At 68.8% G+C, this 19,761-nt stretch carries 18 protein-coding genes; 9 read left to right on the top strand and 9 right to left on the bottom strand.

Annotated elements, in window-relative coordinates:
- Positions 1 to 66: 66 nt before the first annotated feature.
- Positions 67 to 1,122, bottom strand: a complete 1,056-nt coding sequence (gene pdhA / locus ACFE71_RS07220; RefSeq protein WP_375428130.1) for a pyruvate dehydrogenase (acetyl-transferring) E1 component subunit alpha — start codon at positions 1,120 to 1,122, stop codon at positions 67 to 69.
- 101 nt (positions 1,123 to 1,223) lie between these two features.
- Between pdhA and ACFE71_RS07215 the strand changes: the two genes are divergently transcribed.
- The 3 genes from ACFE71_RS07215 to ACFE71_RS07205 all read left to right on the top strand — a co-directional run bounded on the left by ACFE71_RS07215 (position 1,224) and on the right by ACFE71_RS07205 (position 4,881).
- Complete coding sequence (locus tag ACFE71_RS07215) at positions 1,224 to 2,498, top strand: MFS transporter (protein ID WP_375428129.1); 1,275 nt, start codon at positions 1,224 to 1,226, stop codon at positions 2,496 to 2,498.
- Entirely contained in the window at positions 2,495 to 3,412 is a 918-nt protein-coding gene (gene cysK / locus ACFE71_RS07210) for a cysteine synthase A (protein WP_375428128.1), read from the top strand. The genes ACFE71_RS07215 and cysK overlap by 4 nt, the downstream gene beginning before the upstream one ends.
- Positions 3,413 to 3,585: 173 nt before the next feature.
- On the top strand, positions 3,586 to 4,881 hold the full coding sequence (locus ACFE71_RS07205; RefSeq protein ID WP_375428127.1) for a cell wall hydrolase: 1,296 nt from the start codon (positions 3,586 to 3,588) through the stop codon (positions 4,879 to 4,881).
- Here the strand turns inward: ACFE71_RS07205 and ACFE71_RS07200 are convergent.
- Genes ACFE71_RS07200 through hisI form a run of 4 tightly spaced genes read right to left on the bottom strand, consistent with a single transcriptional unit; the run spans position 4,844 to position 7,960 of the window.
- The gene (locus ACFE71_RS07200; protein ID WP_375428126.1) at positions 4,844 to 6,646 is read right to left on the bottom strand and encodes an acyl-CoA dehydrogenase C-terminal domain-containing protein; all 1,803 of its coding nucleotides are present in this window, start codon (positions 6,644 to 6,646) and stop codon (positions 4,844 to 4,846) included. The genes ACFE71_RS07205 and ACFE71_RS07200 overlap by 38 nt on opposite strands.
- 4 nt (positions 6,647 to 6,650) lie before the next feature.
- A complete protein-coding gene (locus tag ACFE71_RS07195) occupies positions 6,651 to 7,076 on the bottom strand; it encodes a MerR family DNA-binding transcriptional regulator (protein WP_375428125.1) in 426 nt (141 codons plus the stop codon).
- A 33-nt stretch (positions 7,077 to 7,109) separates the two neighbouring features.
- Entirely contained in the window at positions 7,110 to 7,601 is a 492-nt protein-coding gene (locus ACFE71_RS07190) for a hypothetical protein (protein ID WP_375428124.1), read from the bottom strand.
- The gene (hisI, locus tag ACFE71_RS07185) at positions 7,598 to 7,960 is read right to left on the bottom strand and encodes a phosphoribosyl-AMP cyclohydrolase (protein WP_375428123.1); all 363 of its coding nucleotides are present in this window, start codon (positions 7,958 to 7,960) and stop codon (positions 7,598 to 7,600) included. The genes ACFE71_RS07190 and hisI overlap by 4 nt, the downstream gene beginning before the upstream one ends.
- A gap of 110 nt (positions 7,961 to 8,070) precedes the next feature.
- On the opposite strand from hisI, the gene purF reads away from it, so the two are divergent.
- Together purF and ACFE71_RS07175 are read left to right on the top strand one after the other, a co-directional pair.
- Positions 8,071 to 9,528: an amidophosphoribosyltransferase gene (purF, locus tag ACFE71_RS07180; protein WP_375428122.1), complete on the top strand. Its 1,458-nt coding sequence runs from the start codon at positions 8,071 to 8,073 to the stop codon at positions 9,526 to 9,528.
- Entirely contained in the window at positions 9,529 to 10,239 is a 711-nt protein-coding gene (locus tag ACFE71_RS07175) for an SDR family NAD(P)-dependent oxidoreductase (protein ID WP_375428121.1), read from the top strand.
- On the opposite strand, the gene ACFE71_RS07170 is transcribed toward ACFE71_RS07175, so the two are convergent.
- The 4 genes from ACFE71_RS07170 to ACFE71_RS07155 form a co-directional block, all read right to left on the bottom strand.
- Complete coding sequence (locus tag ACFE71_RS07170; RefSeq protein ID WP_375428133.1) at positions 10,229 to 11,446, bottom strand: class I SAM-dependent methyltransferase; 1,218 nt, start codon at positions 11,444 to 11,446, stop codon at positions 10,229 to 10,231. The genes ACFE71_RS07175 and ACFE71_RS07170 overlap by 11 nt on opposite strands.
- A gap of 138 nt (positions 11,447 to 11,584) precedes the next feature.
- A complete protein-coding gene (locus ACFE71_RS07165) occupies positions 11,585 to 12,616 on the bottom strand; it encodes a 2-oxoacid:ferredoxin oxidoreductase subunit beta (protein ID WP_375428120.1) in 1,032 nt (343 codons plus the stop codon).
- 156 nt (positions 12,617 to 12,772) lie between these two features.
- Positions 12,773 to 14,716: a 2-oxoacid:acceptor oxidoreductase subunit alpha gene (locus ACFE71_RS07160; protein ID WP_375428119.1), complete on the bottom strand. Its 1,944-nt coding sequence runs from the start codon at positions 14,714 to 14,716 to the stop codon at positions 12,773 to 12,775.
- 91 nt (positions 14,717 to 14,807) lie between these two features.
- A complete protein-coding gene (locus tag ACFE71_RS07155; RefSeq protein WP_375428118.1) occupies positions 14,808 to 15,710 on the bottom strand; it encodes a histone deacetylase in 903 nt (300 codons plus the stop codon).
- A 60-nt stretch (positions 15,711 to 15,770) separates the two neighbouring features.
- Between ACFE71_RS07155 and ACFE71_RS07150 the strand changes: the two genes are divergently transcribed.
- Genes ACFE71_RS07150 through ACFE71_RS07135 form a run of 4 tightly spaced genes read left to right on the top strand, consistent with a single transcriptional unit; the run spans position 15,771 to position 19,752 of the window.
- Positions 15,771 to 16,256: an RNA pyrophosphohydrolase gene (locus tag ACFE71_RS07150; RefSeq protein WP_375428117.1), complete on the top strand. Its 486-nt coding sequence runs from the start codon at positions 15,771 to 15,773 to the stop codon at positions 16,254 to 16,256.
- A 21-nt stretch (positions 16,257 to 16,277) separates the two neighbouring features.
- Positions 16,278 to 17,486, top strand: coding sequence for a hydrolase (locus ACFE71_RS07145; protein WP_375428116.1), 1,209 nt, complete (start codon positions 16,278 to 16,280; stop codon positions 17,484 to 17,486).
- Positions 17,483 to 18,499, top strand: coding sequence for an arginine N-succinyltransferase (locus ACFE71_RS07140; protein ID WP_375428115.1), 1,017 nt, complete (start codon positions 17,483 to 17,485; stop codon positions 18,497 to 18,499). The genes ACFE71_RS07145 and ACFE71_RS07140 overlap by 4 nt, the downstream gene beginning before the upstream one ends.
- The gene (locus ACFE71_RS07135) at positions 18,496 to 19,752 is read left to right on the top strand and encodes an N-succinylarginine dihydrolase (protein WP_375428132.1); all 1,257 of its coding nucleotides are present in this window, start codon (positions 18,496 to 18,498) and stop codon (positions 19,750 to 19,752) included. The genes ACFE71_RS07140 and ACFE71_RS07135 overlap by 4 nt, the downstream gene beginning before the upstream one ends.
- Positions 19,753 to 19,761 lie beyond the last annotated feature (9 nt).

Here is a 19,761-nt window from a genome sequence, read left to right as displayed (position 1 = left end):
GCCACTTGGCCAGCGTCCCCTCCTCCATCGTCGGCGACAAGGCGGGCATCTTGACGAGCGTCGGCATCAATAACGCTCCACCAGCACGTCGGTATAGAGTTCGACCGGATCGGGCTCGGGCGTCGACTCCGCGAAGTCGGCGGCCTCGTTGACCAGCTTGCGCGTCTCCTGCTCGACCGACTTTAGCTGGTCCTCCTTGATCCCCTGCTCGGTCAGAAGCGCCTTCATCCGCTCGATCGGATCGGACTTCTCTCGCACCGCCTGCACCTCCTCGCGGCTGCGATACTTGGCCGGGTCGGACATGGAATGGCCGCGATAGCGATAAGTCTTCATCTCCAAGATGATCGGCCCCTTGCCCGCGCGCACCCATTCCAGCGCGGTCTCGGCCGCGCCGCGGCATTCGAGCACGTCCATGCCGTCGACCTGGATGCCGGGGATGCGAAAGCTCTCGCCCCGGCGATAGAGCTGGTCTTCGGCGGAGGCGCGGTTGACGCTGGTGCCCATGGCGTACTGGTTGTTCTCGATCACGTAGATGATCGGCAGCTTCCACAGCTCGGCCATGTTGAAGCTTTCATACACCTGCCCCTGGTTGGCCGCGCCGTCGCCGAAATAGGCGAGCGCGACGCCCCCGTCCTCGCGGTATTTGTGCGCCCAGGCGAGCCCGGTGCCGAGCGACACCTGCGCGCCAACGATGCCGTGGCCGCCATAGAACTTATGCTCGACGGAAAACATGTGCATCGACCCGCCCTTGCCCTTCGAGATGCCGGCCTGGCGTCCCGTCAGCTCGGCCATGACGTCGCGCGGCGGGATGCCGGACAGCAGCATGTGGCCGTGATCGCGGTAGCCCGTGATCACCGAGTCCTTGTCCGACAGCGCGGATTGCAGCCCGACCGCGACCGCCTCCTGCCCGATATACAGATGGCAGAAACCGCCGATCAGCCCCAAGCCATATAGCTGCCCTGCCTTTTCCTCGAACCGGCGGATGAGAAGCATGTCGCGGTAGAATCGCAGCAACTCCTCCTTGCTCGCCACATATGGCGTCGGTTCGGCGGGCCGCTCGCGGTTGGGCGTCGGCGGGACGGCGGACGCGCGGGGCGCCGCTTTGGCGGGGGCTGTGGCCATCAGGGTCGGACCTCGTTCCGGGGAGGAAGGTGATGTTCCGACTTATAGGCGCGAACTCCCGGCGCTTTCAATCTTTCCACCCCACCCCTAAGCCGCGCGTGATGACCACGGCTCCGCACCCGTTCCGGATCGCCAATTTCCGCGCCTATTGGGCGTCGCGCCTGGCGAGCACGATCGCGACCGGCGCGATGGCGCTGATCGTCGGCTGGCAGGTCTACAACATCTCGCGCGAGACGATGGACGTACCGCAGGCCGCGTTCCTGCTCGGCATGATCGGCCTAGCGCAGTTCGTCCCACTATTCCTACTCACGCCGATCGTCGGCCTAGTCGCGGACAGCGTTGACCGGCGGTGGATCGTGCGCGCGACGACGACGCTGCTTGTCTTGATCGCGAGCGGGCTCGGCCTCCTGACCTGGATGGGATCGCTCGGCTTGCCCGCCCTGTTCACGGCGGCGGTGCTGATCGGCGTCGCCCGAGCTTTTTCGGGCCCGGCTTATTCTGCGCTCGCCCCCAACCTGGTCCCGCGTGAGGTGCTACCCACCGCCATCGCGGTCAGCTCAATTGCGTGGCAGGTGGGCTCGATCGCGGGTCCGGGCGTCGGCGGGTTGTTGCTCGACGTCAGCCCGGTCGCCGCCTACGCCGCCGCCGCCACGCTTTTCACGGTCGCGCTATGCGGCATCTTCCTGATCGGTCCCGTGCCACAGCCGCCCGCGCAGAAGGACCACCGCCCGCTCACGCGGATCGTCGAGGGTTTCAGCTACGTCCGCCACAACCGGTTGGTGCTGGCGACCATCACGCTCGATCTGTTCGCGGTGCTCCTCGCCGGAGCGACCGCGCTCCTCCCCGTCTTCGCACGCGACGTGCTCCATGTCGGCGAAGCGGAGCTAGGTTTGCTCGCGGCCAGCGCGGGCGTCGGCGCGGCGTCGATGGCGGTCTGGTTTTCCATCCGGCCGATGAGACACGATGTCGGCCGCAAGATGCTGCTCGCGGTGATCGTGTTCGGCGTCGCGACCATCGTGTTCGGGCTGTCGCGCCAGCTCTGGCTCAGCATCGGCGCGCTCGTCGTCGCGGGCGCGGCCGATATGGTGTCGGTCTATGTCCGCTCCTCACTGATCCAGTTGCACACGCCCGACGCGATGCGCGGGCGGGTGAGCGCGGTATCGCAGCTCACCATCTCGGCCTCCAACGAGCTCGGCGAGGCGGAAAGCGGGCTGCTCGCCGCGTTGATCGGTCCGGTCGGCGCGGTGGTGTTCGGCGGGGTCGGCGCGATCGCGGTGACCCTGCTATGGGCCAGGCTGTATCCCGAACTGAAACTTGCAAAGAGCTTCGACCCTCCCGAAGTCGAGCCGCAGCCACACGGAGTAGCCCAGACATGAAGGCCGACACCATCCTCGACACCGTCGGGAACACGCCGCACATCCGCATCCAGCGGCTGTTCCCGGGCTCCGAAGTGTGGATCAAGTCGGAGCGGTCGAACCCCGGCGGATCGATCAAGGACCGTGTGGCGCTCGCGATGATCGAGGCGGCGGAGGCGTCCGGACGGCTCCTGCCCGGCGGCACGATCGTCGAGCCGACCAGCGGCAACACCGGCATCGGGCTGGCGATGGTCGCGGCGGTGAAGGGCTACAAGCTCGTCGTCGTCATGCCTGAGTCGATGTCGCTCGAACGGCGTCGCCTGATGCTCGCCTACGGCGCGACGTTCGATCTCACCCCACGCGAAAAGGGGATGAAGGGTGCGATCGAACGAGCGATGGAACTGGTCGCGGCGACCCCCGGCGCGTGGCTGGCGCAACAGTTCGAAAATCCCGCCAATATCGACGTCCATGTCCGCACCACCGCTCAGGAGATCTTGAGCGATTTCGCCGATACGCCGATCGACGTGATCATAACCGGCGTCGGGACGGGCGGACATATCACCGCGGTGTCCGAGACATTGAAAGAGGTCTGGCCGAGCCTGAAGGTCTACGCGGTCGAACCCGCCGCGTCGCCCGTGATCGGCGGCGGCCAGCCCGGCCCGCACGCAATCCAGGGGATCGGCGCGGGGTTCATCCCGGCCAACCTCCACACCGCCGCGCTCGACGGCGTGATCGAGGTCGATGCGAACGTCGCCAAGGACATGGCCCGGCGCGCCGCCGCCGAGGAAGGGATGCTGGTCGGCATCAGTTCGGGTGCGACGCTGGCGGCGATCCTGCAGAAGCTGCCCGACCTGCCCGACGACGTCCGCGTGCTCGGCTTCAACTACGACACCGGCGAGCGATACCTGTCCGTCCCGGACTTCCTGCCGGAGTGATGGCGGCCAGCAGCCCAGGCGCAGCTTCCCCCGTTCGTGCTGAGCTTGTCGAAGCATCGTCCTTCTCCTCGCAACCGACGAACAAGGACTACCCTTCGACAAGCTCAGGGCGAACGGGAATTAGTAGTCGTTCGAACCTCCTCCTCGCCGGGATCGCCGCCGTCGCGATTGGCGTGCCCGCGCTGGTCGTCACCACCGCGCCGCTCGTGCGCTCCGAGGCGGCGGCCCGTCTCGCCGCGCGTCCGCAACGCATCGTCCCCGCCGCCGAGCTGCCGCCCGTCGAGCCAACCGCATTCGTCGAGATCGCCCGCGAGGACGCACAGAGCTTCAACGCTACCGTCCCCTTCGCTACCGGGCCGAACCCCGCCGCGCGGCCTTTCCGCTTCGGCGGTGGCCCGGACGATCTGGCGCGCGCCACCGATTGCCTCGCGGCGGGGGTGCTGTACGAGGCGGGCGACGACGCGGTCGGCGAACGCGCGGTGGCACAGGTCGTGCTCAACCGCCTGCATCACCCCGCCTTTCCCAAGACGGTGTGCGGCGTCGTGTTCCAAGGGCAGGAGCGCAGCACCGGCTGCCAGTTCACCTTCACCTGCGACGGCGCGCTCCGGCGGCAGCCGTCCGAGGGCGGATGGCGGCGGGCGCGCGAGATCGCGGCGGCGGCGCTGGCGGGATCGGTCTACAAGCCCGTCGGCTACGCGACACACTACCATACCGACTGGGTCGTGCCCTATTGGTCGTCCAGCCTCGATAAGATCACGAACGTCGGCACCCACCTGTTCTTCCGCTGGACGGGCTGGTGGGGCACCCCGCCCGCCTTCAACCGCCGCCCATCGCCAAGCGAGCCGGTGGTGAGCAAGATAGCCTATCTGTCGACCGCACATGGCGCAGCGCCGGATGATGCGGTCCCTCTCGCGCCCGAAAGCACGGACGACACGGCGATTATGGACTCGATGATCGCGGCGGGGGCTACCGCGCCCGAAGGGCGGTTCCTTGATCAGGAGATCACGCCCGACCGCGACAGTTTCCTGATCACGCTGCCCGCCAACATCGCGCCCCAGCTCTGGCCGGCGCTTGCGGACAAGACGTGCGGCAAGCGCAGCTATTGCAAGGTATTGGGCTGGACCGACGCGGCGCGCACGCCCGCGCGCCTGCCGCTCAACACGGCGCAGATCGCGGGCATGAGTTTCAGCTACCTGCGTGACCGAGCCGTGGGCGTCGAGCGCCAGCTGTGGAACTGCCGCGAGCACAAGCGCCCGGTTCCCGCGCAATGCATGAAGGTGCAGGCGTTCATACCCGCCGGTGAACTGCTGATCGACCAGGCCGCGCCCGCGCGCGGACCGCAGGGCCTCGGCGGGGTACGCCGCAGGAGCGCGGATCCCGCCATCGGGGCACCCTCGCCGATCCTGAAGATCGACGAGGGCAAACGCCCAGTCACGCCGCCAGAAACATCTCCGGCGGCAACGCCATGACCGCGTCCGCTCCGCCCTCGATCTTGCGGCGGAGCGACCCCGTCTCGGGCAGGATGCGCTCCGCGTAGAAGCGCGCGGTGACTAATTTTGCGTCGAGGAACGCCGCATCCCCCTCGCCCACCATCTTCAGCCGAGCCGCAGCCGAGGCCATCCGCAGCCACATGTAGCCGACGGCGACGATCCCCATCAGGTGCATGTACGGCACCGCCCCCGCGCCGACATGGTTCGGGTTTTGCAAGCCGTTCGCCATGAACCACATGCTCGCCGCCTGCAGGTCGCTAAGCGACTTCTCCAGCCGCGCGGCGACGTCGGCGGTGGCCGGGTCCGCCTTGCCCGCCGCGATCTCGTCCGCGACCATCTTGAGCATTGACTGCGCCGCGCGGCCGCCATTCTGCATCAGCTTGCGGCCGACCAGGTCCATCGCCTGGATGCCATTCGTGCCCTCGTAGATCATCGCGATCCGGGCATCGCGGACATACTGCTCCATACCCCATTCGGCGACATAGCCGTGGCCACCGTAAACTTGCTGAGCGTCGGTCGCGATCGCGTACCCCATGTCGGTGCCGTAACCCTTGATCACCGGCGTCAGCAGCCCGATCAAATCGCCCGCGAGCTGCCGCTCCTCCTCGGTCACGCCCATATGCTCCAGATCGACCTGGAGCGCTCCCCATAGGCATAGCGCGCGCAGGCCTTCGGTCAGGGCCTTCATCTGCATAAGCATTCGGCGCACGTCCGGATGGACGAACAACGTATCCGCCCCCTGCCCCGGCTCCGCCGCGCCGGTCAGCGCCCGGCCCTGGCGACGGTCGCGAGCGTACGCCACCGCGTTCTGGTACGCAGTCTCCGCGACGCCCAAGCCCTGCAATCCGACGCCGAGCCGCGCAGCGTTCATCATGATGAACATCGCGGCCAAACCCTTCATCTCCTCGCCGACGAGCCAACCGGTCGCGCCGTCATAGTTCATCAGGCAGGTCGAGTTGCCGTGGATGCCCATCTTGTGCTCGATCGACCCGCAGGTGACCGGGTTGCGGTCGCCCAGCGAGCCGTCCTCGTTGACGATGACCTTGGGTACTACGAACAACGATATGCCCTTGGAGCTGTCGGGGGCGCCGGGCGTCTTGGCCAGCACGAGGTGGATGATATTGTCCGTCAGGTCGTGCTCGCCCGACGAGATGAAGATCTTGGTGCCGGTGATCGCGTAGGAGCCGTCGCCGTTCGGTTCGGCGCGGGTGCGGATCAGGCCCAGGTCGGTGCCGCATTGCGGCTCCGTCAGGTTCATGGTGCCGCCCCATTCGCCCGAGACGAGCCTGGGCAAATACATCGCCTTCTGCTCGGGCGTGCCCTTGGCGACCAGCGCGGCGATCGCGCCGTGGGTCAGGCCGGGATACATGGCGAAGGCCATGTTCGACGAGATCATATATTCCTGGAACGCGGTCGAGACCACGTGCGGCATTCCCTGCCCGCCATATTCGGGCTGGTTGCCCAGCGTCGCCCAGCCGCTCTCAACGAATTGCCTGTAGGCCGCCTTGAAGCCCGTCGGGGTCGTCACTGAACCATCGGGGTGGCGAACGCAGCCCTCGCGGTCGCCGACTTGGTTAAGCGGAAACAGCACCTCGGCGACGAAGCGGCCGCCTTCCTCCAACACGGCGTCGACGACGTCGGGGGTCGCGGCCTCGAAGCCGGGGAGGTTGGAGTAACGATCGAGCCCGACGACGTGGTCGAGCACGAAGCGAGTGTCGCGGACCGGGGGCGTGTAAGTGGGCATCGGGTCAGTCCTTGAGCGGATCGGTGTCGAGAAGATGAACGAAATCAGTCAGTTCGCCGAGCGCGGCGTCGATGTCGCGCTTCTGCGCCTCCAGCGCGGCGATGCGTTCGCGGCAGCGGTCGACGGTGACCGCGCGCTGGACGCGGCGGCCGTCGCCGACATCATACAGGTCGATCATCTGGCGGATTTCGCCGAGCGAGAAGCCGACGCGCTTGCCGCGCAGGATCCAGGCGAGCCGGGCGCGGTCGCGGTGCGAGTAGATGCGCGTGGTGCCGCGACGCTCGGGCGCGATCAGCCCCTCATCCTCGTAAAACCGCAGCGCGCGCGGCGTCACCTCGAACTCGGCGCACAGGTCCGTGATCGAGTAATGATCGCGGTCCGCGCGCGGTTCGATGACGGCGTAGGCGGCGAAGGAAGCGGCGGTCGGCATGCATGACCCAAGTAGGTGTCGCTTACGTCAACGTCAATCGGCGCAGAGCAGCCGCCCCGAGGGCGCGCGGAGCGTCGCCGCCTCCGCCGCCGACCCGCTCACCCGCTCGACGGACAGCGCCGCGAGGCTGGCGTTGCCGCGGCAGAACCGGGCGCAGGCCTCGTCCACCTCCGCCGGAAAGGCGATCCGCTCGCCGTCGAAGCGAGCGTCGATCCGGCATGCGCCGAGATCGACCCGAAGCCGGTCGCCCGTGCGCCGGACAGCGCCGGCCGCGACGCAGTCGTTGCCCTCGCCGTAATCGAGCACGACGCCGATCCGCCCGCGCCCCGCCTTGGTCGGCACGACGCACACCCGGTCGTTGTCGCGCGCCCACGCGCCGACGATCGAGGCGCGGACGGGGTCGGGCACCAGCCCCGCCGCGACCGCCGCGCGCTCCAGTTCCGCCCCCGCGCCGGTCGTCGCTTCCGGCGCGCGAGCCTGCCCGCAACCGCCGGCCAGCAACGCCAAGACGAGCACCCGCCTCACGCGACCGACGCGAGGCCATCGCCCTCGACCCGGCGGTAGAAACAGCTCCGCGCGCCCGTATGGCAAGCCGGGCCTGTCGGATCGACGAGTAGCCATAGCGCATCCTGGTCGCAATCGACGCGGATTTCGCGCACGCGGAGGACGTTCCCCGATGTCTCGCCCTTGCGCCACAGCCGCCCCCGGCTGCGCGACCAGAAATGCGCCTCGCCCGTCGCGCGGGTCGCGGCGAGCGCGTCGGCGTTCATGTGCGCCACCATCAGCAGCTCGCCGGTCGCCGCGTCGGTCGCGACCGCGGTGATCAGCCCCGCCGCGTCGTATTTGGGATCGAGGTCGAGGCCGGTCTCGCGAGGGTCAGCCACGGCGCGTGTCGATCATCATGCGATAGGTCGATTCCTAAACATCGGTTACAAAGAGGCGACAAGCGCACAGGCCCGACCTATATGCCCGCCAACCTCCCGGGCAGGGCCTTATGCTTACCACACATCCCTTCGACGACGACAAGCTCCGCGAAGAGTGCGGGGTGTTCGGCGTATCCGGCACGCCCAGCGCGGCCGCCCTGGTGGCGCTCGGCCTCCACGCGCTCCAGCACCGGGGCCAGGAAGCGGCGGGGATCACCAGCTACGACGGCCGCAATTTCCATACCCACCGGGCGATGGGGCATGTGGCGGGAAATTTCGACCGCGACGACATTATCCGCTCGCTGTCGGGCGAGGTCGCGGCCGGTCATGTCCGCTATGCGACGACGGGCGACACCGCGCTTCGGAACGTCCAGCCGCTCTATGCCGAGCTGCAGAGCGGCGGCTTCGCGATCGCGCATAACGGCAACCTGTCGAACGCCACGCGGTTGCGGCGTGAGCTCGTCCGGCGTGGGTCGATCTTCCAGTCTACCAGCGATACCGAGGTGATCATCCATCTCGTCGCGACCTCGAGCTATCGAACTTTGCTCGACCGGTTCATCGACGCGTTGAAGCAGGTGGAGGGCGCTTACTCGCTCGTTGTGATGACGCCCGAGGGGATGATCGCCTGCCGCGACCCGCTCGGCATCCGGCCGCTCGTCATGGGGCGCCTTGACAACGCGGTGATCTTCGCCAGCGAGACAGTCGCGCTCGATGTTTGCGGCGCGACGTTCGAGCGTGCGGTCGAGCCCGGCGAGCTGATCATCGTGCAGGGGACCGAGATACGATCGATCCGCCCCTTCGCGCCGATGGCACCGCGCCCGTGCATCTTCGAATGGGTGTATTTCTCGCGGCCCGACTCGCTGGTCGACGACCAGTCGATCTATACCGTCCGGAAAGAGATCGGCGCGCAGCTCGCCGCCGAATCCGGGGTCGACGCGGACCTCGTCATCCCCGTTCCCGACTCGGGCGTCCCCGCCGCGATCGGCTATGCGCAGGCGTCGGGCATCCCGTTCGAGTTGGGCATTATCCGCTCGCATTATGTGGGCCGCACCTTCATCCAGCCGGGCGACAAGGTCCGCCATCTCGGCGTCAAGCTGAAGCACAACGCCAACCGCGCGCTGATCAAGGGCAAGCGGGTGATCCTGGTCGACGACTCGATCGTGCGCGGGACCACCAGTCTGAAGATCGTTCAGATGATGCGCGAGGCAGGCGCGGCCGAGGTGCATCTGCGGGTTGCTTCGCCACCGACGGCGCACTCCTGCTTCTACGGCGTCGACACACCCGAGCGCGGCGGGCTGCTCGCGGCCAAGCATGATCTGTGCGGGATGACCGACTTCATCCACGCCGACAGCCTCGCGTTCGTGTCGATCGACGGGCTCTATAAGGCGCTGGGCGAGGCGAAGCGGGCGGACGTGCGGCCCAGATATTGCGACGCCTGCTTCACCGGCGACTACCCGACGACGCTGACCGATCAGGACGAGCTGGCCGAGGTGGACCAGTTCGCGATGCTCGCCGAGCGGGTGAACTGAGTGCCGGGTCCGCTCGACGGCAAGCTGGCGCTCGTCACTGGGGCTAGTCGCGGCATTGGTGCCGCGACCGCGACCGCGCTGGGCCTGGCCGGCGCGCACGTCGTGCTGACCGCGCGCACCGCCGCCGGGCTGGAGGAGGTCGAGCAGGCGATCTTCGATGCTGGCGGATCGGCGACGATCGCTCCGCTCGACCTGACGCAGACGGACGCGATCGCGCGGCTGGCGGCGGCGGTGGGCGAGCGGTGGCGCGCGCTCGACGTGATGGTTCTGAACGCGGCCATGCTCGGCGCGCTGACGCCGGTGCCGTCGATCGATCCCAAGGAACTGGCGCAGATCCTGACCCTCAATGTCAGCGCGCAGGTCGCGTTACTGACGGCGTTCGACCCGATGCTGCGCGCGTCCGACGACGCGCGGGTGATCGGCGTGACCTCGTCGGTCGGGCGTAGCCCCCGCGCTTATTGGGGAGCGTACGGCGCGTCGAAGGCGGCATTTGAGAATATCGTGCTAGCGTACGGGGACGAGCTGGCGAACATCGGCCGGGTCCGCACGATGATCCTCGATCCCGGCGCGACGCGGACCCGGATGCGCGAGAACGCCTTTCCGGGCGAAGATCCGTTGTCGGTCAAGGAGCCGGCGGTCGTGGCGGGGCGGATCGCCGAGCTGGCGGTGGCAGGCTTCGAGCAGGCAAGGTTCGAGCGTATCAGCGTTTGATCAGCGTCACCTGCGCGACGTCGATGCCGCCTCCGCGAAAGCCGCCCTCGCAATATTGCAGGTAGTAACCCCATAACCGCCGGAAGCGCGCGTCGTAGCGCGGCGGCAGGTCGGCGGCGTCGAACGCCTCGCGCCAGCGGCGGAGCGTCTCGGCGTAGTCGACCCCGAAGGCTTGATGATCGCGCCATTCGAGCCCGCGTTCTTCGGCCAACGCGCGGAAGCGGCTGTCGGACAGGAGCATGCCGCCGGGGAAGACGTAACGCTGGATGAAGTCGACGCTCGCCGCATAGGCGGGGAACACGTCGTCGGCGATCGAGATATACTGGATCGCCGCCCGGCCGCCGGGTTTCAGGACACGCGCGATCGTGTCGAGGTAGGCGGGCCAATATTCCTGGCCGACCGCCTCGACCATCTCGATGCTGGCGACCGCGTCGTATTCGCTCGTCACCGCGCGGTAGTCGTCGAGCGAGATGGTAACGCCAGGTAACGCCAAGGCGTCGACATGCGCCTTTTGCTCGATCGAGAGTGTCAGCGCGTGGACCGTCCTGCCTTGCCCGCTCGCAAGCGCGGCGAGAGAGCCCCAGCCGCAGCCGATCTCGAGGATGCGGTCGCCGGGTCTGGTCGCGGTGCGGTCGAGCACGGCCTGGAGCTTGCGGCGTTGCGCCTGCTCCAGCGGTTCGCCCGGTTCGGCGAAAATCGCGCTGGAATAGGTCTTGGTCGGGTCGAGCCAGAGGCCGTAAAAGTCGTTGCCCAGGTCGTAATGCGCGGCGATGTTGCGGCGGGCGTTGCCGACGCTGTTCGCGCGGCGCTGGTGCCACCAGCGCAGGGCCCGTCGCCCCGGGCCGGCGGCGCGGGCGGCCGAGGCCAGGCTCACGCGGTTGCGCATGAACAGGTCGAACAAAGGCACGGGATCGGGGCTGGACCAGTCGCCCGCCGCCCATGCCTCGTACCACCCTACCGAGCCGCCGAGCGCGAGCCGGACCAAAGCGCGCCAGCGGTGGAGCGTGACGACGGCCACGGGGCCGGGTGCGCGACCGCCGAGCAGACGGTGCGTGCCGTCGGGTAGGTGCGCATCGATGCCGCCGGTCTCGAGCCGTTCGTCGAGGCGGTCGAGGAAGCGGTGGAATGGGGCGGCGACGAGTTGGGCGAGTCGCGGGGGGCGAAGGTAACGAAGGTGACGCGAGTTGGAGGTGAAATCGCGACCGATCGAGGGCTGCTGGACCGGGATCACGTTCGGGTCGAGGTGTCGTAGGTCGTGCACGCGGCAGCCTATGGCGAAGGATATGCTTGTAGGACAGGCCTCACCTGATCCTCCCCGAGCAGAGCTTGGGGAGGATCAAGTAAGTCAGATCGCGTGGGGTTGCTTGTCGACCATCCAGGTCTGGCCCTGGCTCAGCAGCTTTTGGAGGTTCGCCGCTTTGCCCTCGCTCGCCTGCGCGTTCTGGCGAACGACGGCGGACTCGAAGGTCGGGGCCGGGTTGTCATATAGCATCCCGAGCGCCATCGGGAACGGGCCGAAGGGCATTTCGACCAGCATGTGCGCGAGGCCGCGGTTGCGCTGGTCGTGGGCGATCACGCCCGCCGCCCGCCAATCGCCGTCCAGGACGTCGACCACGCGCAGCGTCAACCGCTCGGCGTCGAGCGCCAAGCCCTTTTGTCCGCCCGCGAACAGCAGTGGCTCGCCGTGGTCGACCCAGAGCTGGTTGGCGACCGATCGCTTCTTCTCGGTGAAGGGCGCGAACACGTCGTCGTTATAGACGATGCAGTTCTGGAAGATCTCGACGAACGCCGCGCCCTGGTGCGCGTAGGCCGCCTTGAGCACGTCGGTCAGCTTCTTATGCACGTCGATCCCGCGCGCCACGAACCGCGCGCCCGAGCCGAGCGCGAAGGCGCACGGGTTGGCGGGAGTGTCGACCGAACCGAGCGGGGTCGAGGGCGTGCGCGTGCCGACGCGCGAGGTGGGCGAATACTGCCCCTTGGTCAGGCCGTAGATCTCGTTGTTGAACAGCAGCACCTGGCAGTTCAGGTTCCGCCGGAGCAGGTGCATCGTGTGGTTGCCGCCGATCGACAGCGCATCGCCGTCGCCGGTGATGATCCACACGTCGAGGTCCGGATTGGCGAGCTTGACCCCCGTCGCCACCGCCGGCGCGCGGCCGTGGATCGTGTGGAAACCGTAGGTCTCCATGTAATAGGGAAAGCGCGACGAGCAGCCGATGCCCGACACGAACACGGTGTTCTCCGGCCGCGCGCCGATCTCCGGCATGGTGCGTTGCACCGCCTTCAGCACGGCGTAATCGCCGCAGCCGGGGCACCAGCGGACCTCCTGGTCGGTCTCCCAGTCCTTGGGGCGGGTCGTGATCGGGGTCATGTCGTTCATGATATTGCTCCGAACCCTCTCCCGCCTTCGCGGGAGAGGGACAGGCGCGGGACGCGCCAGGGTGAGGGCCGGTCCTGTGACAACGAAGCAAGACAGGCCCTCACCCGACCTCGCTTCGCTCGGCCACCCTCTCCCGCGAAAGCGGGAGAGGGAAGGCTAGACGTTCATCGCCGCCGGGCTCGGCAGCTGCCCCGAATTGACCGACACCTCGCCGCCCTCGTTGCCGGGGACATCGTCGAAATAGGTCGCGATCGCCGCCTCGATCTCCGAGATGCGGAAGGGTTGGCCAGACACCTTGTTGAGCGGGCGGGCATCGACGAGGAATTGGTCGCGGAGGACCGTCTTGAGCTGGCCGGTGTTCATTTCGGGCACGAGGATGTTCTCGTAGCCGCGCAGGAGCGGGCCGAGATTGGCGGGCATCGGCCAGATGTGGCGGATGTGGATGTGCGCCACGTCGAGCCCGCGGCGGCGGGCGCGACGGACGGCTTGGTGGATCGGGCCGAAAGTCGAACCCCAGCCGACGATCGCGAGCTTGCCGCACTCCTCGCCTAATTCGACGAGCTGATCGGGCACGGCGATGCCGTCGACCTTGTCCTTGCGGATGTCGGTCATCGCCTGGTGGTTGGCGGGGGAATAGTCGATGTTGCCCGTGCCCATCGCCTTTTCGATCCCGCCGATGCGGTGGAGCAGGCCGGGAGTGCCGGGCCGCGCCCAGGGACGGGCGAGTTTTTCGTCGCGGGCGTAGGGCTTGAACCCGCCCTCGGGCACGTCACGGGCGAAGCTCACGGGAAAGGGCTGGTAGCCGCTCACGTCGGGCACCTTCCACGGCTCGGCGGCGTTGGCGATGTAGCCGTCGGTCAGGATCATGACGGGCGTCATGTAGGTAACGGCGATGCGCACCGCCTCGATCGCGACCTCGAAGCAATCCGACGGCGAGCGCGACGCGAGGACGGGCATCGGCGCGTCGCCGTTGCGACCGTAGACGGCCTGGTAGAGATCGGACTGCTCGGTCTTGGTCGGGAGCCCGGTCGACGGCCCGCCGCGCTGCGAATTGACGATGACGAGGGGCAACTCGGTCATGATCGCCAGCCCCATCGCCTCGCCCTTGAGCGCGATGCCAGGGCCGGAGGAGGAAGTGACGCCGAGCTGGCCCGCATAGGACGCGCCGATCGCCGAGGCGATGGCGGCGATCTCGTCCTCCGCCTGGAAAGTGGTGACGCCGAACTCCTTGAGGCGTGCGAGATAGTGCAGGATCGCCGACGCGGGGGTGATCGGGTAGCCGCCGAAGAACATCGGCAGCTCGGCCAGCTGAGCGCCCGCGACGAGGCCCATGCTGATCGCCTCGGCACCCGTGACGGTGCGATAGAGGCCGGGCTCGACCGGGGCGGCGGCGATCGCGTGCTGCTTCATCGGGCCGGCGAGCTCGGCGGTCTCGCCGTAGGCATGGCCGGCGTTGAGCGCGGCGATGTTGGCCTCCGCCAGGAGCGGCATCTTCACGAACTTGGTCTTGAGCCAGTCGACGATCGGCTGGCGGTCGCGGTCGAACATCCACAGCGCCAGCCCCAGCGTCCACATGTTCTTGCAGCGCAGCGCCTCCTTGTTGCCGAGCCCGAACGGCTTCACGGCGTCGAGCGTCAGCTGCGAGATGTCGAACGCCATCAGCTGCCAGCGCGCCAGGCTGCCGTCCTCGAGCGGGTTGCTGTCGTATTTGGCCTTGGCGAGGTTGCGATCGGTGAACTCGCCCTTGTCGGCGATGATGAGGCCGCCGGCTTTCAACGCGTCGACGTTCACCTTGAGCCCGGCGGGGTTCATCGCGACGAGCATGTCGGGCTCGTCGCCCGCGGTCTCGATGTCGGTCGAGCCGAAATTGATCTGAAAGGCCGACACGCCGAACAGCGTCCCCTGCGGCGCGCGGATCTCGGCGGGGAAGTCGGGGAAGGTCGCCAGGTCGTTGCCCGCGAGCGCGGTGGACAGGGTGAACTGGCCGCCCGTCAGCTGCATGCCGTCGCCCGAGTCCCCGGCGAAGCGGACCACAACCGACTCCATCACGGGATGCGCGGACGCCTCGGCGGGAGTGATCTCGTGGATGGCGGTGGCCATGGGCGTTCCTGTTCGTGGCGGCTGCGGGGTCTCTATGCCCCGGGGCCGAATACGCCAATGTAGAATGAGCGGCGGGTGCGGCAAGCTACCCTTATCCGGCCCCGAACGCCTCGCCCAGGGTGAGGATCGCGTCGACGTGGCGTTCGGCGATCTCGGCCGCGTCGTCGCCGTAGCCGCCGCCGACCGTGCTCGCGAGCGGCAAGCCACGCGCCTGGGCAAGGCGGGCGACCACGCGTTCCCGGGCGCGCAGGCCCTCACGGGTCAGTGACAGGCGGCCGAGGCGGTCGTGCTCGTACGGATCGACTCCCGCTTGATAAAGAATGAGGCCCGGCGCGTGCGCGTCGAGGAACGGAACGAGCGTCGCCTCCAGGGTCGACAGATACTCGTCGTCCGCGATCCCGTCGGCCAGCGGTATGTCGAGGGTCGAGCGGGCCTTGCGGACGGGGAAGTTCTTTTCGGCATGGATCGAATAGGTCGCGATCCCCGGCCGGCCGGCGAGGAGCGATGCGGTGCCGTCGCCCTGGTGGACATCGACATCGACGATCGCGATCCGCTCGACCGCTCCCTCCTCGACCAGACGCACCGCCGCGATCGCGAGGTCGTTGAACACGCAGAAACCCGCGCCCGTGTCGTGGAGCGCGTGGTGGCTGCCGCCCGCGGTGTTCGCGGCATAGCCGTGTTCGAGCGCGAGCCGGGCGGCGAGCCAGGTGCCGCCGGGCACGACCGCCGCGCGCGCCGCGACCTCGGGCGTGACCGGAAAGCCGATCCGGCGCGACTTGGCCGCGGGCACGCGCGCTTCGATCACCTCGGCGACGTAGCCTGGATCATGGACGGCCTCCAGCGCGGCGATCGGGGTCGGATCGGGACGATGCCACAGGATCCGATCGCCTTGGGCGAGCAGCAGGTCGCGGATCAGGCCGTTCTTGCTCCAGCGGTATGTCGATCGGGCGGGCGCGGGCGCGACATAGACGGGGTGATGGACGACGGGGATCACCCGAGGCTAGGTAGGTGCATACCGCTGTCTTCGGGAGAGGTTCATGACGCAGGCTGCCGGATGAGCGAGTCGACGACCCTACCTTACCGCCCCTGCGCGGGGGTGATGCTCTGCGACGTCCACGGACGCGTGTTCGTCGGCCAGCGGATCGATACGGTGCTGGAGGCGTGGCAGATGCCGCAGGGCGGGATCGACCCGGGCGAGGGCGCCGAGACCGCAGCCCGGCGCGAGCTGGAGGAGGAGACTGGGATCGTCCCTCAGCATGTCGAACTGATCGCCCGTGCGCCGACCGAGCTGTTCTACGACCTGCCGCCCGAGCTGATCGGCAAGGCGTGGAAAGGCAAGTGGCGCGGACAGCGGCAATGGTGGTTCCTGTTCCGCTTCTTGGGAGCCGACACCGACGTCCGTCTCGACACCGCGCATCCCGAGTTCCGCGCCTGGCGCTGGGCCGACCCGGACGAGCTGCCGGACGTCGCCGTGCCGTTCAAGCGCACGTTGTACGAAGACGTGCTCGGGATGTTCCGGCCGCATTTGCCGGGCCGTTGAGCGCCAGCTAAGGCCGGGCGCATGGCGGGGCTGACGACGATGGAGCGCGATGCGGTCGCGCGCGCGGGCGGCGCGTCGATGCTGGACCAAGCGATGCGCTGGAGCGCGGTCAATAGCGGGACGGGCAATCTGGCGGGGCTGGCGGAAATGGCCGTGCTGCTGGGCGATGCCTTTTCCGCGCTCCCCGGCGAGCTCTCGCTCGTGGAACCCGCGCCGGCCGAGCGGGTCGAGGCGGACGGACGCGTCGTCGCGGTCGAGCATGGGCGGCATCTGCGCCTCTCGGTCAGGCCGGGTGCGCGGTCACGGATGCTGTTCACCGGGCACATGGACACCGTCTATCCGGCCGATCACGCGTTCCGGGAGGTGACCGATCGCGGCGACGGCACGATCGGCGGGCCGGGCACGGCCGACATGAAGGGCGGGCTGGCGGTGATGCTCGCCGCGCTCGGGGCGGTCGAGGCGAGCCCGATCGCGGCGCGGATCGGTTATGACGTCATGATCAATTCGGACGAGGAGACCGGCTCGCTGTCTTCCGCCGCGCTGATCGCGGAGCTGGCGCGCGGCAAGGTCGCGGCGCTGACCTATGAGCCCGCGCTGCCCGATGGTACGCTTGCCGGCGCGCGCGGGGGCACGGGCAATTTCTCGATCGTCGTCGAGGGTCGCGCGGCGCATGCCGGGCGCGATCCGGAGGACGGGCGCAACGCGCTGGTCGCCGCGGCGGACCTGACGATGCGGCTCGCGGCGGCCAAGTCGGCGGGGCTGACGGTGAACCCGGCGAGAATCGACGGCGGCGGACCGAACAATGTCGTGCCGCCGCATGCGGTGCTCCGGGTCAATTTCCGTCCCGCCGACACCGACGCGATCGCGCGGGCGCGGGCGGCGATCGACCGGGCGGTGGCGGAGGTGGCGCGCGATCACGACGTGACCGTCCGCGTGCATGGCGCTTTCAACCGACCGCCCAAGCCGGTCGACGCGGGCGCGGCGCGGCTGTTCGCGCTGGTCGGCGAGGCGGGCGGGGCGCTCGGCATCCCGATCGCCGCCCGGGCGACGGGCGGCGTGTGCGACGGCAACAACATCGCCGCCGCCGGGGTCCCCGTGATCGACACGATGGGCGTGCGCGGCGGCGCGATCCATTCGGCGGACGAGTTCATGATCGTCGAAAGCCTGGCCGAGCGCGCGGCCCTGTCGGCGGTGACGGTTCTGCGCATCGCCGAGCGAGGACGCGTGTGACGCACATCGTCCGCCCCGCGCGCTTGGGCGACCTCAAGCACCTGTACGAGATGGCCAAGCTGACCGGCGGCGGCTTCACCAACCTGCCGCCCGACCGCGACGCGCTCGGGGCGAAGCTCGAGAGGAGCGAGGCGGCGTTCGCGCGCGCGGACGACGGCTTCGCCGACGAGCTGTTCGTGCTCGTGCTGGAGGAGATCGCGACGGGCGAGGTGCGGGGCACTTGCCAGCTGTTCACGCATGTCGGCCAGCGGCTGCCCTTCTACAGCTATCGCCTGGGCACGCTGACGCAGCATAGTCGCGAGCTGAGCCGCACCTTTCGCGCCGAGATGCTGACGCTCTCGACCGACCTGGAGGGGTCGAGCGAGGTGGGCGGGCTATTCCTCCATCCCGGCGAGCGCGCGGGCGGGCTGGGCATGCTGCTGGCGCGGAGCCGATACCTTTTCATCCGTAGCCACCGCGCGCGCTTCGCCGACCGGGTGCTGGCGGAGTTGCGCGGCGTCATCGACGAGGCGGGCGCATCGCCCTTCTGGGACGGGCTGGCCGGGCGGTTCTTCGGGATGGCGTTCCAGGACGCCGACGAGTTCAACGCCACGCACGGTCACCAGTTCATCGCCGACCTGATGCCCAAGCACCCCGTCTACACCGCCATGCTCGACGAGGACGCGCGCGCGGCGATCGGCCTGCCGCACCCGAGCGGCCGCGCCGCGATGCGGATGCTGGAGCGCGAGGGGTTCCGCTACGCCAACTATGTCGACATCTTCGATGGCGGGCCGACCATGACCGCGCAGACCGACCAGGTGCGATCGGTCCGTGACGCGCGCGAGCATCCGGTCGTCGCGACCGACGAGGACGGCGGCGAGGAGACGCTGGTCGCCGTCGGACGGCTGCGCGATTTCCGCTGTGCGGTCGGCCCGGTGCGCGAGGCGGATGACGGGATCGCCCTGTCGCGGGAGACCGCCGACGCGCTCCGGGTCACGACGGGCAAGCGCGTCTGGCACGTGGCCCGGTGGTGAAGCCGCGAGAGATCAACTTCGACGGGATCGTCGGGCCGAGCCACAACTACGCCGGCCTTAGTCCGGGCAATCTCGCCGCGACACGGAGCGCCGGGGCGGTGTCGCGGCCTCGGGCGGCGGCGTTGCAGGGGATCGCGAAAATGCGCGCGAACCTGCGGCTCGGGCTGGTGCAGGGCGTGCTGCCGCCGCACGCGCGCCCGGATCGGCGATGGCTGGAGGCACTGTCGACCACGTATGAGGACGCTCCGTCGCACCTGCGCGCGCAGGCCTTGTCGGCATCGGCGATGTGGGCGGCGAACGCGGCCACCGTCTCGCCCGCGCCGGATACGGGCGATGGCCGGTGCCATCTGACCGTCGCCAACCTGCTGACGATGCCGCATCGCAGCCATGAATGGCCGGAGACGCTGGCGCAGCTACGGCTCGCCTTCGCGCACCCCGTCTTCGCGGTCCACGCGCCCGTCCCGGCGCCGTTCGGCGACGAGGGCGCGGCGAACCACATGCGGCTCGCACCCGCGCACGACGCGCCCGGCGTCGAGCTGTTCGTCCATGGCGAGCATGGCGGGCCCTTCCCCGCCCGTCAGCATCGCGAGGCCTCGGAAGCGGTGGCGCGAGCGCATCGGCTCGACCCCGCGCGCACCTTGTTCGTGCAGCAATCGGAAGCGGCGATCGCGGCGGGGGCGTTCCATAACGACGTGGTCGCCGTCGCGAACGGCCCGGTGCTGTTCGCGCATGAGCAGGCGTTCGAGCGGCGGGACGAGGTCCATGCCGACCTCCGCCGCGTCATGCCGGAGGCGGAGGTGATCGAGGTGCCCGTTGCCCGGGTGAGCCTGGCCGACGCGGTGTCGAGCTACCTGTTCAACGCGCAGCTCGTGACGTCGCCGGACGGGAGCATGACGCTGATCGTGCCCGGCGAGACGCGGGCGCATCCGGGCGTGTGGGCTTGGCTGGTGGAGATGCTGGCGCGCGACGGGCCGATCCGCCGGGTCGAGGTCGTCGATGTGCGCGAGTCAATGGCGAACGGCGGCGGCCCCGCCTGCCTCCGGCTGCGCGTGGTGGCCGATCCGGCGACGGTGGACCCGCGCTTCCTGGTGGACGAGGCCAAGCTCGACCGCATCGCCGATGCCGTGACCACCCACTGGCCGGAGACGATCGAGGCGGATGCGATCGACGATCCCGGCCTGGTCACCCGCACCGAGCGCGCGCGGGCGACGCTGCTGGCGACCCTCGATCTCGTCGAATTAACTTACAGGTAACCATATCCG

Source organism: uncultured Sphingomonas sp. (genome assembly GCF_964237155.1).
Classification (GTDB): domain Bacteria; phylum Pseudomonadota; class Alphaproteobacteria; order Sphingomonadales; family Sphingomonadaceae; genus Sphingomonas.
This window is presented reverse-complemented; position numbering and strand designations above follow the sequence as displayed.

Coding starts and splice junctions, on each gene's coding strand:
- ACFE71_RS07165 (WP_375428120.1), bottom strand. CDS start 12,616: ATGAACGACATGACCCCGATCACGACCCGCCCCAAGGACTGGGAGACC.
- ACFE71_RS07150 (WP_375428117.1), top strand. CDS start 15,771: ATGAGCGAGTCGACGACCCTACCTTACCGCCCCTGCGCGGGGGTGATG.
- ACFE71_RS07160 (WP_375428119.1), bottom strand. CDS start 14,716: ATGGCCACCGCCATCCACGAGATCACTCCCGCCGAGGCGTCCGCGCAT.
- pdhA (WP_375428130.1), bottom strand. CDS start 1,122: ATGGCCACAGCCCCCGCCAAAGCGGCGCCCCGCGCGTCCGCCGTCCCG.
- ACFE71_RS07145 (WP_375428116.1), top strand. CDS start 16,278: ATGGCGGGGCTGACGACGATGGAGCGCGATGCGGTCGCGCGCGCGGGC.
- ACFE71_RS07195 (WP_375428125.1), bottom strand. CDS start 7,076: ATGCCGACCGCCGCTTCCTTCGCCGCCTACGCCGTCATCGAACCGCGC.
- ACFE71_RS07215 (WP_375428129.1), top strand. CDS start 1,224: ATGACCACGGCTCCGCACCCGTTCCGGATCGCCAATTTCCGCGCCTAT.
- ACFE71_RS07200 (WP_375428126.1), bottom strand. CDS start 6,646: ATGCCCACTTACACGCCCCCGGTCCGCGACACTCGCTTCGTGCTCGAC.
- cysK (WP_375428128.1), top strand. CDS start 2,495: ATGAAGGCCGACACCATCCTCGACACCGTCGGGAACACGCCGCACATC.
- purF (WP_375428122.1), top strand. CDS start 8,071: ATGCTTACCACACATCCCTTCGACGACGACAAGCTCCGCGAAGAGTGC.